Genomic DNA, 13715 nt, shown 5'->3' on the forward strand with positions numbered 1-13715 from the left:
GGCCGGCCCGGGTGCTCGGGAACCCGGCCTGCATGAGCCGTGTCCGGTTCCGGACCGGTTCCCGGTGACGCTCGGGAACTCGCCCTCGCAGGACGCCGGCTCCCCGGACGCGCGGCCTGCGGGAGTCTTTCGCCGCCCTCGGCCGGGCGGCGGCCACCACCGGGGGACTCGGCACCGCACCGGCACCACCCTTCCCGCCCGGCTCGAACGCTCGCCCCGGCCGAAGACTGTCCGCGCCCCCGAACCGCGCCTACCGTGGATGCCGTGACGACGTTGCGCGGCACCCTCGCCCCCGGCTCGCCGGACTATGTGTACCTGCCCTTCGAAGTCCCGCCCGGCACACGGGAACTGCGCGTCTCCTACACCTACGACCGGCCCGCCACCCCCGCCGGCACCCCCGGCAACGCCCTCGACATCGGCCTGTTCGACGAGCGCGGCACCGAGGTCGGCGGGCCGGGGTTCCGGGGCTGGTCCGGAGGCGCCCGCACGGAGTTCTTCGTCCGGGCCGACGACGCCACCCCCGGCTACCTTCCCGGCCCGCTGCACCCCGGCACCTGGCACATCGCGCTCGGGCCGTACACCGTGGCCCCGCAGGGGCTGTCGTACGAGGTGACCGTCACGCTGACGCCGGGAGAGCCCGGCACCGCCCCGCAGCCGGTGTACCCGCCGGAACGCGCCCGGGGCCGGGGCCGGGACTGGTACCGGGGCGACTGCCATCTGCACTCCTGGCACTCCGACGGGCGCCGCACCCCGGCCGAGATCGCGGCGCTGGCCCGCGCGGCGGGGCTGGACTTCCTGGGCAGCTCCGACCACAACACCCACGCCTCGCACGCCCACTGGGCCGACGCGGCCGGCGACGACCTGCTGGTGCTGCTCGGCGAGGAGGTCACCACCAGGAACGGCCATGTGCTGGCCCTCGGCACCGACCCCGGCACGTTCGTCGACTGGCGCTACCGGGCCCGGGACCGGCGCTGGCCGCACTTCGCGCGGGTGATCCGCGACGCCGGCGGCCTGGTCGTGCCGGCCCACCCGTACGCGGACTGCGTCGGCTGCGCCTGGAAGTCCTCCTTCGCCGAGGCGGACGCGGTGGAGGTGTGGAACGGGATGTGGACGCCCGACGACGAGGTGGCGCTGGCCGCCTGGGACGGGCAGCTGGTCGCCGCCGGGCGCGAGGAGGGGGCCTGGCTGCCCGCCATGGGCAACAGCGACGCGCACCGGGACCCGGACGTCGTCGGGCACCCGCAGACGGTCGTCCTCGCCGAGGAGCTGAGCCGGGAGGCGATCCTGGCCGGGCTGCGCGCGGGACGGTCGTACGTGGCCGAGTCGCGGACCGTCTCGCTGGACTTCACCGTGACGGCGGCGAGCGGTGAACGGGCCGGGATCGGCGAGCGGTTGGCGGTCGGCGCCGACACCCCGGTGACGGCCCGGCTGGCGGTGTCGGGCGCCCCGCGCTGCTCGGTCCGCCTCGTCACCGACCAGGGCGTGCTGTTCCGCAGCGGCCCGCTGCCCGTGTCCGGGGCGGGGGTGGTGGAGTGGCGTACGACTCCGGCGTACGCGGCGTACGTGCGCGCCGAACTGCGGCACGAGACGGCGCTCGGGCCGGTGCCGGGGATGATGGCCGCGTTCACCAACCCGGTGTTCCTGGGCACGGTAGGTGCGTGAGGCCCGCGGCGGTTCAGCTCCGTGCGGCCCGCGTCAGCCGCCGCAGTTCGACGATCGTCGCGACGGCGTGCAGCCAGCGGGCGGCGGTGTCGTCGGCGTCGGCGCCGGCCGCGAGTCCTGCGCCGGCGGCCAGCCAGTCGCGGACGACGGCCGTCGCCTCCGGGCGCGGCAGCGGCTCGGGGAGCGCGGCGGCGTAGGCGAGGCCGCCGGCCCGGACGGTGTCGGCGAGGAAGGCCACCGAGCGCGGCCGGGTGCCGAGCCGGTCGAGCAGCACGGCCGCGCCCACGGCGCCGTCGCCGAACAGGGCGGTGCGCCGGGGGCCGGGCGGTGCGGTGAGGCCGTAGCGGACGAGGGTGGCGATGTCGAGCCGGGCCAGTTCGTCGTCGGTGCGGTCCGGGGGCGCGGGGCGGGGTTCGGCACGGGGTTCATGTTCCGGTCTCGGGGAGGCAGGGGGTCGGCCGGTTCAGCGGACGGTGACGGTGTAGGTGACGCGCTTCGGCGCGGACTGCCGGTACGGCGCGGTCGACGCCGGGGCCGGGGCGCCGCCGCCGTCCTCGTCGCAGGTGGTGGCGAACGTGCAGTGGGTCAGCACGATCCGGGTGCTGCCCTTGCCGGTGGCCTCGAAGGTGAAGGTGAGGCTGCTGCCCCCGCCGGCCATGTGCTTGTCGCCGGAGTTCCGGGTGCTGCGCTGCCCGCGCTCGCGGACCACGGCGACGTCGGGCCGGGGGTCGGACAGGTACCAGTGCTCGCGGGTGGAGGCGTTCTGGTGGACGGTGAGCGTGAAGCGCTCCCCGACCTTCGCGGTGATGCGGGGGTTGTCGGTGGGGTGCGCGACCGGGGCGGGCTCGTCGGTGCCGGACCCGCAGCCCGCCACGAGCGTGAGCAGCGCGAGGGCCGCTACCGCGCCGCCCGCGGCCCTGCCGCGACGCCACGGGCTCCGGCTACCCGGCCGTCGGGAGGTACACGCTGTACGCGTCGTTGAGTCCACTGTCCGCTGCCTTGCCCATGTGTCCGTTGATGAAGTCGTTCTCGCTGACCCAGGTGGTCGTGCCCCAGGGGTTGTAGATCTGCAGCATGTCGCCGTCCTGGGCGATGATGGTCATCGCGTGGGCGCCGTCCTTGCCCTGGACGTCGACGGGGACCGGGCGGCCGTCCGCGACCGCCTTCTCCACGTCGCTCAGCACCGCCCTGCGGTCGTCGGCGCTGCCGAGGTCGTGGCGCTGGTAGTCGTCGCCGGTGGCGGCGCCGATGGCGGTGTCGGCGATGTGCTCCTGCCCGTCGGGGCCCATGCCCTCCCAGTGGTCGCCGCCGTGCCCCTCCGTGTGCAGCCGGTGCTGCTCGGCCACCAGGCGCCGCTTGAAGGCCTCGGGGTCGTCCTCCTGTCCGCTGGGGCCGCCGGTGATGCCGAGCGCGTACAGCGGGTCGACCATGGCGCGCGCGGTGACGGTGGACGAGGCCACGCAGGTGCCCTCCGAGCCGTCGCCGCCCTGGATCCAGCGCTGCCCGTCGAAGGTGACGTAGTCCTTGTTGTTGTTGGAGCCGTCGGGGGCCAGGCCCTCGTCGTCCACGCTGTCCACGGCCGTGACGACCGGCGTGAGATGCCTGCGCAGCCACTCCGGGTCGTGGCCGTGGATCTTGCCCTGGAACTGCTCGATCTCCGCCACGCTGTGCCCGGCGGCCAGGGCCTTCATCAGGTAGGCCCGCTCCTGCGGGCTGTCCGATCCGGCGAGCATCCGGTCCATGGCGGCCCGGTCGGCGGTGCTCAGCCGGTCCATCCGCCGGCCGGCGCGCTCCAGGTCGTGCGCGGTGAGGATCTCGTTGAGCACGGGGTCGCCGTCGACGGCGCTGGTCTCGGCCAGCATCAGCTTGTCGACGGCCGTGAGGTCGCCCGTCCCCAGCTTGCGCATGCGGGCCTCGGCGACCCACTTGTTCAGGTCCCTGGCGACGGCGTGCGAGGCGTCGTCGGCGGCGATCGCGGCCTTGTACATGTCCTCGACGCCCAGGGAGGCGACGGAACGGGCGTTCAGCCGGACGGCCTCCTCGTCGTCGTCCTCGTAGAGGTCGTCGAACCAGCCGTCCTTGCCGCCGAGCATCCCGAGCGCCTCGCGCAGCGCCTCCCGGCCGTCGCCGTCCTGGCTCTTGGCGTCCTTGAGGGCGTCGGCGAACGTGAGCAGCGCCAGTCCGCCGCCGTACAGGGCCCGGCCCACCGCGTTGGCGGCCCGCCCCGCCGCGGCCACCGCGTCCGAGGCGAGGACACTCGTGTTCCCGGCCCAGACGTCCGGCAGGCCCTTCTTGGCCACGCTGTCGATGCGCTTGTAAAGGTCCTCGACGTCCTGCTTCTGGTACAGCTTGCCCAGGGTTTCCAGCGTCGCCGTGTCGCCGACCGGGGCGGAGACGGCGAGCGCGTCATTGATGGCGTCGATCAGGTCGTTCTTGCTGCCGGCGGAGGCGATGGTCCTGCACAGCTCGCCCAGCCGCTTGCGACGGTCGCCCGTGGACTCCGTCATCGCCCGCCCCCTCAGTAACCTGCCAGCGCCGACGGGCGGCTGGGCCGGGCGGACATGGTGCTGGTGAGGCTGCTGTCCCCGACGGCCACGCCGTGGACGTTCGTGCCGACGAGGCTGTCGCTGCCGTGGTAGGCGCCCTTCGACAGCCGTACCTTGTCGGCCAGTTCGTGCAGCGCCGATTCCAGAGCCTTGACCTCGTCCTCCCAGGCGGCGGCGTACGCGTTGAACGCCGCGGCGGCGTCCGGGCCGCCCAGCGCGTCGTCCATGTAGCACATGCCGGGCTGGATCGCCTCGCGGATCTTGCCCGCGTCGCGGCCCGCGGCGTCCAGTTCCCTCGCCTGTCCGGACATCCCGGACCTGACCGTGTAGCCGTCCGAAGACGCGCCCATCAGGCTCCCCCGTTGCATCGATCACGACCGCGGGGGAGGCTAACACGCGGCAGCCGGCGGCAGCCTGGGCGACCACACGCCCTGCACCGAGCCGCCACACCGTCCCCGTCCCCCCGTCCCCGTCGCGGCACCGCGCCGTCAGACCAGGAGAGCGACCGGCATGTCAGCCCCCGCAGACCGCAAGCACCGCGTGGTGACCGCCTTCCAGCGGCGCCTCGCCAACCCCCTGATCCGGCGGCTGCCGTTCCAGACCCTCCTGGAGACCACCGGCCGCGCCTCCGGCCTGCCCCGGCGCACGCCGGTCGGCGGGCGGAGGACCGGCGACTCCTTCTGGCTGGTCTCCGAGTTCGGCCACAAGTCCCAGTACGTCCGCAACATCCAGGCCGACCCCAGGGTCCGCGTCCGCATCGCGGGCCGCTGGCACCACGGCACCGCCCATCTCCTCCCCGACGACGACGCGGTGGCCCGCCTGCGTTCCCTGCCCCGCCTCAACAGCACGGCGGTACGGGCGCTGGGCACCAGCCTGCTGACGATCCGGGTGGACCTGACGGACTGACGCGGACCGCGTCCACGCACATCTCCCTCCCTGCAGCACCCCCTTGACGATCAGTCAGCCGGACGAGGCGTGCAAAGAAGGTGTGAGGGCTTTGTGGACCGACGCACGCCGCCCTGTGATCAGCGCCTTGGACGGCTGACGGAACCGGCCCGAACAAGGCAAACTGACGGGGTTGTTCGTGATGCCGAGGGGGACCAACGCATGGACGGTGGGCCGCGAGTGCCTGAGCAGCGGCGTTCCGGCTCCGTGGCCGTCACGGAGCCGGAGGCGCTGCGGTTCGGCGTGCTCGGTCCGGTGCGGGCCTGGCGCGGCGAGGAGCAGATCGGCACGGGTTCGCCCCAGCAGCGGGCCCTGCTGGCCGCCCTGCTGCTGCGCGAGGGCCGTACGGCGACGGCGGCGGAGCTCATCGACGCCCTCTGGGGCGACGAGCCGCCGTCGCAGGCGCTGGCGGCGGTGCGCACCTACGCCTCGCGGCTGCGCAAGATCCTGCCCGGCGTCCTGGTCAGCGAGTCCGGCGGTTACGCGGTGCGCGCGCTCGGCGAGGGCGCGCTGGACCTGGCGGCCGCCCAGCACCTCGCGGCCCAGGCGGAGAAGGCACGGGCCGCCGGTGACCTGTGCCGCGCCCGCGCGCTGCTGAACGAGGCCCTGGCCCTCTGGGACGGCGAGGTCCTGGCCGGCGTCCCCGGCCCCTACGCCGAGACCCAGCGGGTCCGCCTGGAGGAATGGCGCCTCGGCCTGCTCGAATCCCGCCTGGACATGGACCTGGAGCAGGGCTGCCACGCGGAGGCGGTGTCGGAACTGACGGCGCTCACCGCCGCGCACCCCCTGCGGGAGCGGCTGCGCGAACTGCTGATGCTCGCCCTGTACCGCAGCGGCCGCCAGGCGGAGGCCCTGGCCGTCTACGCCGACACCCGCCGCCTGCTCGCCGAGGAGCTGGGCGTCGACCCCCGCCCCGGTCTGCGCGAGCTCCAGCAGCGGATCCTCCAGGCGGACCCGGCCCTGGCGGAGCCGTCGTCCCCGGCGCCGGAGCCCTCGGCCGTCCCGGTCCGCCCCGCTCAGCTGCCCGCCTCCGTGCCCGACTTCACCGGCAGGGCGGCCTTCGTCGCAGAGCTGAGCGAGGTGCTGTCCTCGGCGTCGGAGGCACCGGACGCCGGGGGCCGGGTGATGGCGGTGTCGGCGCTGGCCGGCATCGGCGGGGTGGGCAAGACGACCCTGGCGGTCCATGTGGCCCACCGGGCCCGCAGCGCCTTCCCCGACGGCCAGCTCTACGTCGACCTCCAGGGCGCGGGCCCCCGCCCGGCCGAGCCGGAGACGGTCCTCGGCTCCTTCCTGCGCGCCCTCGGCACGGCCGACTCGGCGATCCCCGACTCGCTGGACGAACGGGCGGCCCTGTACCGCTCCGTCCTGGACGGCCGCCGGGTCCTGGTCCTGCTGGACAACGCCAAGGACGCGGCGCAGGTCAGGCCGCTGCTGCCGGGGACGGAGGGCTGCGCGGCCCTGGTGACGTCACGGGTGAGGATGGTCGATCTCGTGGGCGCCCACCTGGTGGACCTGGACGTGATGTCCCCGGACGAGGCGCTGGCACTGTTCACGAAGATCGTGGGAGAGGAGCGGGTGACGGCGGAGCGGGAGGCCGCCCTGGACGTCGTCGCGGCCTGCGGCTTCCTCCCCCTGGCGATCCGCATCGCGGCGTCCCGGCTCGCCGCCCGGCGCACCTGGACGGTCTCGGTCCTGGCGGCGAAGCTGGCCGACGAACGCCGCCGCCTGGACGAACTCCAGGCTGGCGACCTGGCGGTGAAGGCCACCTTCGAGCTGGGCTACGGCCAGCTCGAACCGGCCCAGGCGAGGGCGTTCCGCCTGCTGGGCCTGGCCGACGGCCCGGACATCTCCCTCGCGGCGGCGGCCGCGGTCCTGGACCTCCCCGTGGAGGAGACGGAAGACCTCCTGGAATCCCTGGTGGACACCTCCCTGCTGGAGTCCGCCGCGCCCGGCCGCTACCGGTTCCACGACCTGGTCCGGCTCTACGCGCGTGCGTGCGCGGAGCGGGACGAGCAGCCGCCGAGCGAGCGGGAGGCGGCGATGTCGCGCCTGCTGGACTTCTACCTGGCCACGGCGGCACAGGTGTACGCGATGGAGCGGCCCGGGGACCGGGTCGCGGACCATCTGCACCCCACCGACTATCCGGGGCTCGGCTTCGAGTCCCGGCACCAGGCCCAGGACTGGCTGTACGCGGAGGCCGTGTCCCTGCTCGCCTGCGTACGCCAGTTCACGGGTGCGAGCACGCTGCCGCGCGCCATCGACCTGCTGTGGGCCGCCGTCGACCTGACCGAGTCCGGCGCCAACTCGCGGGAGTACGACGCCGCGGCGATCGCCCTGCGCGACGCGGCGCGAACCTGCGGGGACCAGCGCGCGCAGGTGCGGGCCGCGGTGGTCCTGGCCAATGCCCACCAGCTTTCGGGCCGGTTCACGGAAGCGGACGAGTCCGCCGAGGACTCCCTGCGCCTGGGCGACTCCCACAGCGACCCGCCGGCCCGCTGCTGGGCGGCCAACATCCGGGGGGCCATCGCCTTCTACCAGCGCCGCTACGCCGACGCCGAGAAGCACTTCAAGCAGGCGCTCGCCGACTTCCGGGACTGCGCGGACCGGGCCGGCGAGGCCAGCGTGCTGTGCAACCTGTCGCGTATCCACCTGGTGACGGGACGGCCCCACAGCGCTGTCGAACTGGCCCAGCAAGGCGTCGACATGTACGAGACCCTGGGCCACGCCGTGAAGAGCGCCAACGGACGGTACGCCCTCGGCATGGCGCTCACGGAGAACGGCCGGCACGTCGAGGCGACCGAGCGGCTGCAGGAGGCGCTCGACGTCTTCCGCGAGAGCCGTCAGCGGCTGTGGGAGGGCATGACGCTGTTCCGGCTCGCGGAACTCGACCTGGCGGCCGGGCGGCCCACGCAGGCCTCGGCGAACGCCGAGGCCGCGCTGACCGTGCTCCGCGGTATCGGCGGCGAGTGGCGGCGGGGGAACGTGCTCACCCTGCTCGGCCGGGCACTGGACGACATCGGGCAGTCCGGGCGTGCCCGGGTGTGCTGGCAGGAGGCCCTCTCCATCTACCAGTCGCTTCACTCCCCGGAGGCCGAGACCGTCCGGGCGCTGATGGCGCAGACCGCGGCGGCCTGAGCCGGCCGGGACGTTCATCGTTCGTTTATCGCCCCACGGCACTCTCGTTCGTGTCGGGCCGTCGCGTCGGGGGGCACACGGACCGGCGGTGAGGTCGCCCGTCCCCACGATCTAAGGTTGGGCGATCCGTTGCTCGTCCGGCCGTCCATCGGGGGAACGGCCGGACGAGCACCCCATGTTCAGCACCAACGGGAGGGAAGCGCCATGAGCGACGCCAAGAAGGACGAGCAGGCGGTCCAGCCGGCCAACGTGCACATCACCGACGCCAAGGACAGCGGCACCGGCACGGTCACGACGGACAACGTCCACATCACCGACGCCCCGGCCACCGACACGGGCACGATCACCCCGGACAACGTCCACATCACGTCCGAGCCCGCCTGACCCGCAGACCGACGGGGGATGGGCCGCGGCGGCGCCGAGGGGGAGCCGCCGCGGCCGTCGTGTTGTCAGGACGCGGCATCCACGTCCCGCAGCTCGCACCACACCGTCTTTCCCTCCACCCCCCGGGGCACGCTCCAGCGCAGCGCCACCGCGTCCAGCAGGGCGAGTCCGCGCCCCGTCTCGTCGTCGGGCCCGGAGGCCACACGCACGGGCAGCGCCTGCGCGGCCGGGTCCGTGACCTCGACGCGGATGCGCCCACCGTGCGTCCGGGCCACCCGCACACGCACCGGCGCCCCCTCCCTCACGTGCCGGATCACGTTGGTGACGAGTTCGGTGACACAGAGCTGGACATCGGGGCAGGGCGCGCCCAGATGACGGCGCACGGTGCGGCGCAGGCCCTGAAGCGCCTCCGGCACGGCGGGCAGCTCCACGTCCAGCGGGGCCCGGCCCGGAACCGCACCGGCGCCCCGCAGCACCGCCGCCAGCCTGCGCGCCGTGGCGCCATTGCAGTTGCCGAGCGCGACCAGGCCGGCCGCAGACCGGTACGTGCCCGCGAAGCTCGGCAGGTCCACCCGGAGGGACGGCATCCCGGTACCGTTTGAAGGGCTTTCGGCTACGCAGAGCAACTGGCAAACGGCGGTGATCAGTTGTGCCCCCACGCAAGGACCCCGACGCATCGGCCAACGTCCCCTCCTTCTACGGCGCCGAGTTGCGCTATCGACGGGAACTGGCCGGACTCACCCTGGAGCAGCTGGCCGAGGGGAGCTTCCGGGGCGTGCCCTTTCTGAGCCAGATCGAGCGCGGTGAGCGGCGCATGCCGATGGATCTGGCCCGGCACGTCGACAAGGTTCTGGGAACGGACGGCTTTTTCGAGCGCCGCTGTGAAGACGCCCGCAGGGCACGGCAGTCGGGGCATGCCGAGTACTTCGCTGATGTGGCGGAGATGGAGCGGCACGCGGAGACGATCGAGGAGTGGGCACCGATGCTGGTGCCGGGGCTGCTTCAGACGGCCTCCTACGCCCGCGCGATCGTACGCGCTGCCATGCCTCGGGCCTCTGACGAGGAGGTCGAGGAGAAGGTCAGCGCCCGCAGAGAACGGGCCAAGCTCTTCGACTCGGAGAACCCGCCGAAGTTCTGGGCGATCCTGGACGAGTCCCTGATCCGGCGACCAGCGCTTCCCGATGCGCTGATGGCCGAACTGCTGGAGCACATCGCGCAGGTGGTGCGGAACACGCACTCCATTCGGCAGATCGTCCCGCAAACCGCCGGAGCCCATCCGTTCATGATGGGCATGACCAAGTTCATGACCTTCGCGGACGCACCGCCGGTGGTGTACGCCGAGTCCCTGCACAGCGGCCAACTCATCGACTATCCGCTGCTCGTGAAGCAGTACCGTGAGTCGTACGATCTGCTCAGGGCCGCCGCACTGCCGCCTGAGGCGTCCCTTGTGATCATCGAGGCTGCGGCAGAGGACTACCGAGATGGCAAGCATCGGGATTGACCTGAGCACGGCCGTGTGGCGCAAGAGCAGCTACAGCAACGGCACCGGCGGTGATTGCGTCGAAGTCTCGGACGCCGTGTGGCGCAAGAGCAGCTACAGCAACGGAAGCGGCGGTGATTGCGTCGAAGTTTCCGACATCCACCCCGGCACCGTGATCCCCGTCCGCGACTCGAAGAGGGCCCAGGACGGCCCCGTGCTCCTCTTCCAGGCGTCCGCATGGGGCGCGTTCCTCAGCTCGCTGAAGGACTGACCCCCCTCACGCCGTACGCGCCGTACCCGTGCCCTTCTCCGCGTCCAGGGCGTACACGCAGCGGTCCTTGCTGCAGGCGTACACCACGCCGTCCCTGACGACCGGGGAGCCGGTGATCTCGCCGCCGGTGGCCAGTTTCCAGCGCAGGCGGCCGTCGTCGGCCTTGAGCGTGTAGAGCAGGTGGTCGGTGGAGCCGAAGTGGATTCGGCCCTCGGCCACCGCGGGTGCGCCCACGACGTCGCCGCCCGCCTGGAAGCGCCACTTGGGCGTGCCGGTGACCGCGTCCAGCGTGTACAGGCCCTTGCCGCTGCCCACGTGGACGTGGCCGGCGGCGACCAGCACCGGTTCGATGGAGGAGCGGGCCTCCGTGGCGATGCGCCAGCGGTCGCGGCCGTCGGTGGCGTCGAGCGCGTAGACGGTGCCCAGGTAGTCGGCGAGGTAGACGCCGCCGCCGGTGACCGCGGGGCCGGGGGCGAAGGCCGGCGGGCAGAGGAAGACCGCGGGCGCCTCGAAGTGCCAGCGGACCCTGCCGCTCGCCGCCTCGACGGCGAGGACGCGGGTGCCGGCGGAGACGTAGACGTAACCGTCGGGGGCCGGGGCGAGGCGCACCGGTACGCCGCCGCAGGAGGCCGCGTCGCCGACCGGGTACGACCAGCGCTCCTCGCCGGTGCGGGCCTCCAGGGCGCGCAGCCGGGCGTCCTGCCAGACGTACACCGTGCCCTCGTGGACGAGGGGTCCGGACTCGGGGGACTCGAAGTCGGTCTGGCAGCCGGCGATCTCCCAGAGCTTCTGCCCGTTCGACGCCTCCCAGGCCTGTACGCCGCCGCCCCGGGTGCCGGTGACGACGGTGCCGCGGTCGGCGCCCAGGGAGTACACCCAGGCGTCCGTGGACAGCCGCCACAGGTCGGTGCCCTCGCGGGCGTCCAGGGCGAACAGGGTCGGGCCGTCGGAGGCGTGGATACGGCCGTCCGCCACCGCCATGGACCAGGCGACGTCCCTGGTCTTGAAGCGGCGCCGGCCGGTGGCCACGTCCAGGGCGTGCACCTCGAAGGAGGTGACGTACACCAGGTCGCCGTCGACCGAGGGGGTGCCCCAGACCTCGTTGGACATGCGGAACCGCCAGGGCCGCCAGCCGCTCGCCGTCTCCGGGGGCTGCGGCGCCGCCGCCGGTACGGCGGGGTCCGCGCCGGCGACTCCGGGGCGCGGGCGGGACCAGTGGGCGACCAGGCCGGCCTCCGGCGGGGGCGCCTTGACGGCGGCGGCACGGGCGTCGGCGACGCGCGGGCCGGGGCCGATCGGCACCGCGGCGCCGGCGAGGCGGACCGGGCCGGTGTCGGGGGCGGCGACCGGGGCGGGGACGGGCGGGTCGTAGGGGGGCGGCGGGGGCACGGCCACGCGGCCGCCGCTGCGGGGGCCGCCGGCGGGGGCCGGGGCGGGCTTGGCGGCGGGGCGGCTGCCGCGGCTGCGGGCCTCGATCAGGGCGACCGCCTTCTCGGGCAGCCAGGCGGAGGCGGTGCCGCTGTCGTCGGAGCCGGAGCCGAAGAGGTGCGGCGCCAGCTGGGCCTGGAGGTCGGCCGGGGTGGGCCGGGCGGTGGCCTCCATCTGCATGCAGGCCTCGATCAGCGGGCGCAGCTCGTCGGGCAGACCGGTGAGGTCCGGGCCCTCGCGCAGCAGCATGAAGACGGTCTCGACCGGGTTGGCGCCGTGGAAGGGCGGGTGGCCGGTGGCCGCGAAGACGAGGGTGGAGCCGAGGGAGAACACGTCGCTGGCGCCGGTGACGCTGCGGGAGTCCTTGGCCTGCTCCGGCGACATGTAGGCGGGGGTGCCGACGGCGACGTTCGTCATGGTCAGCCGGGTGTTGGAGACACCGGAGGCGATGCCGAAGTCGATCACCCGGGGGCCGTCCTCGACCACCAGCACGTTGGAGGGCTTCAGGTCCCGGTGGACCAGCCCGGCGCCGTGGATGGACTGGAGGGCCTCCGCGACGCCCGCGGCGAGCCAGCGCACGGCCTGGGCCGGGAGCGGCCCGCAGTCGTTCACTATCTCCTCGAGGGAGGGCGCGGGGACGTACGCGGTCGCGAGCCAGGGCACGGCGGCGCGCGGGTCGGCGTCCACGACGGCCGCCGTGTAGAAGCCGGAGACGGCGCGGGCCGCCTCCACCTCGCGGGTGAAGCGCACCCGGAACAGCTGGTCCTCGGCCAGCTCGGTGCGCACCGTCTTGATCGCCACGCGCCGGCCGGACGCCGAGCGCGCGAGATAGACCAGCCCCATGCCGCCGGCGCCCAGCCGGCCCAGCACCTCGAACGGCCCGATCCGCCGCGGATCGTGCTGCGTCAGCTGATCCACCACTTGCCTGCCACCTCCCCGTACGAGCCGCGTCACCCACATATGGACGCGACCGAAGTGCAGCGTCTCACCACCGCACCGCCGTGGCGGCACGCACCCCGATTCTTCCTGGCCGGGCGGCTGGTTGCGAACCCGGCGACAAGAGGGGTGTCTCGCCGCCAATCACTCCAAAGCGGGCGGAATCAGCGCTGCAACAGTGCGAACGACGCTCCCTGATTGTCGGTGACGACGGCCACTCGTCCGTACGACGTCTCAAAGGGTGGCGCCTGCACCCGGCCGCCGAGCCGCAGGACGGCCCCGAGGGCGTCGTCCAGATCCGCCACCCGGAAGTGGGTGAGGAAGTGCGGCGGATACTCGGCCGGGAAGACCTCGGTGACGTCGGCGCGGCCGAAGTCGGGCTCGGCGCCCTCGCCGAAGAGGGCGTCGTGGAAGAGGCCGCCGTAGAAGGCGTTGGCGGCGGCGGTGTCCCGGGTGTACAGCTCGGCCCAGACGAAGGTGCCGGGTTCGTGCCGGCGCTCGAAGCCCCGGTGCCGGCCCGGCTGCCACAGCGCGAACACCGCGCCGCCGGGGTCGGTGGCGAGGGCGGCCACCCCGAGGTCGCCGACCGGGAACGGGTCCATGACCACCTGTCCGCCGGCCGCGGTGATCCGCCGTCCGAGGGCCTCGGCGTCCGGGGTGGCGAACGACACCGTCCAGACGGTGGGCATACGGCCGTCGATCTTGGGCGCGAGGGAGGCGACCCGGGCCCCCTCCAGCAGCGCCCACACCGAGGAGCCGTACGCGTCCTCGAAGGTCCAGCCGAAGAGATCGCCGTAGAACCGCTTGCCCGCCTCGACGTCGGCGAGCTGGGCGTCCACCCAGCAGGGCACACCCTCCCCGTACACCTCGGCGGCCTCCTCGGCCTCTTCGTTCCCGGACGCCCTGTTTTCGGCCATGCCGTCAAAGT

General features: G+C 73.8%; 13 protein-coding genes. 6 read left to right on the plus strand and 7 right to left on the minus strand.

What is annotated here, in order from left to right; all coding sequences use genetic code 11:
- Positions 1-255: 255 nt before the first annotated feature.
- Positions 256-1662, plus strand: a complete 1407-nt coding sequence (locus ACGFZN_RS12030) for a CehA/McbA family metallohydrolase (protein ID WP_393858335.1) — start codon at positions 256-258, stop codon at positions 1660-1662.
- Positions 1663-1675: 13 nt separating this feature from the next.
- Here ACGFZN_RS12030 and ACGFZN_RS12035 read toward each other — a convergent pair whose 3' ends face one another.
- The 4 genes from ACGFZN_RS12035 to ACGFZN_RS12050 form a co-directional block, all read right to left on the minus strand.
- Positions 1676-1948 (minus strand): hypothetical protein, encoded by a 273-nt coding sequence (locus ACGFZN_RS12035; RefSeq protein ID WP_393858336.1) that lies wholly within the window; start codon positions 1946-1948, stop codon positions 1676-1678.
- Positions 1949-2125: 177 nt separating this feature from the next.
- Positions 2126-2536: a protease inhibitor I42 family protein gene (locus ACGFZN_RS12040; protein ID WP_393858337.1), complete on the minus strand. Its 411-nt coding sequence runs from the start codon at positions 2534-2536 to the stop codon at positions 2126-2128.
- A 67-nt stretch (positions 2537-2603) separates the two neighbouring features.
- The gene (locus tag ACGFZN_RS12045; protein WP_393858338.1) at positions 2604-4169 is read right to left on the minus strand and encodes a peptidoglycan-binding protein; all 1566 of its coding nucleotides are present in this window, start codon (positions 4167-4169) and stop codon (positions 2604-2606) included.
- 11 nt (positions 4170-4180) lie between these two features.
- The gene (locus tag ACGFZN_RS12050; protein ID WP_393858339.1) at positions 4181-4558 is read right to left on the minus strand and encodes a hypothetical protein; all 378 of its coding nucleotides are present in this window, start codon (positions 4556-4558) and stop codon (positions 4181-4183) included.
- A 160-nt stretch (positions 4559-4718) separates the two neighbouring features.
- Here ACGFZN_RS12050 and ACGFZN_RS12055 point away from each other — a divergent pair, with 160 nt between their 5' ends.
- The 3 genes from ACGFZN_RS12055 to ACGFZN_RS12065 all read left to right on the plus strand — a co-directional run bounded on the left by ACGFZN_RS12055 (position 4719) and on the right by ACGFZN_RS12065 (position 8672).
- On the plus strand, positions 4719-5114 hold the full coding sequence (locus ACGFZN_RS12055; protein ID WP_393858340.1) for a nitroreductase family deazaflavin-dependent oxidoreductase: 396 nt from the start codon (positions 4719-4721) through the stop codon (positions 5112-5114).
- Positions 5115-5315: 201 nt separating this feature from the next.
- Complete coding sequence (locus ACGFZN_RS12060; protein ID WP_393858341.1) at positions 5316-8288, plus strand: BTAD domain-containing putative transcriptional regulator; 2973 nt, start codon at positions 5316-5318, stop codon at positions 8286-8288.
- A gap of 204 nt (positions 8289-8492) precedes the next feature.
- A complete protein-coding gene (locus ACGFZN_RS12065) occupies positions 8493-8672 on the plus strand; it encodes a hypothetical protein (protein WP_393858342.1) in 180 nt (59 codons plus the stop codon).
- A 65-nt stretch (positions 8673-8737) separates the two neighbouring features.
- On the opposite strand, the gene ACGFZN_RS12070 is transcribed toward ACGFZN_RS12065, so the two are convergent.
- Positions 8738-9259 (minus strand): ATP-binding protein, encoded by a 522-nt coding sequence (locus ACGFZN_RS12070; RefSeq protein WP_393858343.1) that lies wholly within the window; start codon positions 9257-9259, stop codon positions 8738-8740.
- A 62-nt stretch (positions 9260-9321) separates the two neighbouring features.
- Between ACGFZN_RS12070 and ACGFZN_RS12075 the strand changes: the two genes are divergently transcribed.
- Positions 9322-10173: a helix-turn-helix domain-containing protein gene (locus ACGFZN_RS12075; protein ID WP_393858344.1), complete on the plus strand. Its 852-nt coding sequence runs from the start codon at positions 9322-9324 to the stop codon at positions 10171-10173.
- Positions 10154-10423: a DUF397 domain-containing protein gene (locus ACGFZN_RS12080; protein ID WP_393858345.1), complete on the plus strand. Its 270-nt coding sequence runs from the start codon at positions 10154-10156 to the stop codon at positions 10421-10423. Before ACGFZN_RS12075 ends, ACGFZN_RS12080 begins: the two co-directional genes overlap by 20 nt.
- 6 nt (positions 10424-10429) lie before the next feature.
- Here ACGFZN_RS12080 and ACGFZN_RS12085 read toward each other — a convergent pair whose 3' ends face one another.
- The gene (locus tag ACGFZN_RS12085; protein WP_393858346.1) at positions 10430-12772 is read right to left on the minus strand and encodes a PQQ-binding-like beta-propeller repeat protein; all 2343 of its coding nucleotides are present in this window, start codon (positions 12770-12772) and stop codon (positions 10430-10432) included.
- Positions 12773-12951: 179 nt separating this feature from the next.
- Positions 12952-13704 (minus strand): VOC family protein, encoded by a 753-nt coding sequence (locus ACGFZN_RS12090; RefSeq protein WP_393858347.1) that lies wholly within the window; start codon positions 13702-13704, stop codon positions 12952-12954.
- Between the last annotated feature and the right edge of the window lie 11 nt (positions 13705-13715).

The sequence above is a fragment of the Streptomyces sp. NPDC048192 genome, from assembly GCF_043202415.1.
Taxonomy (GTDB): domain Bacteria; phylum Actinomycetota; class Actinomycetes; order Streptomycetales; family Streptomycetaceae; genus Streptomyces.

Bases quoted from the DNA above. Each gene is read 5' to 3' on its own strand.
- ACGFZN_RS12090 (WP_393858347.1), bottom strand. From the start codon at position 13,704: ATGGCCGAAAACAGGGCGTCCGGGAACGAAGAGGCCGAGGAGGCCGCC.
- ACGFZN_RS12050 (WP_393858339.1), bottom strand. From the start codon at position 4,558: ATGGGCGCGTCTTCGGACGGCTACACGGTCAGGTCCGGGATGTCCGGA.
- ACGFZN_RS12070 (WP_393858343.1), bottom strand. From the start codon at position 9,259: ATGCCGTCCCTCCGGGTGGACCTGCCGAGCTTCGCGGGCACGTACCGG.
- ACGFZN_RS12045 (WP_393858338.1), bottom strand. From the start codon at position 4,169: ATGACGGAGTCCACGGGCGACCGTCGCAAGCGGCTGGGCGAGCTGTGC.
- ACGFZN_RS12060 (WP_393858341.1), top strand. From the start codon at position 5,316: ATGGACGGTGGGCCGCGAGTGCCTGAGCAGCGGCGTTCCGGCTCCGTG.
- ACGFZN_RS12055 (WP_393858340.1), top strand. From the start codon at position 4,719: ATGTCAGCCCCCGCAGACCGCAAGCACCGCGTGGTGACCGCCTTCCAG.
- ACGFZN_RS12065 (WP_393858342.1), top strand. From the start codon at position 8,493: ATGAGCGACGCCAAGAAGGACGAGCAGGCGGTCCAGCCGGCCAACGTG.
- ACGFZN_RS12080 (WP_393858345.1), top strand. From the start codon at position 10,154: ATGGCAAGCATCGGGATTGACCTGAGCACGGCCGTGTGGCGCAAGAGC.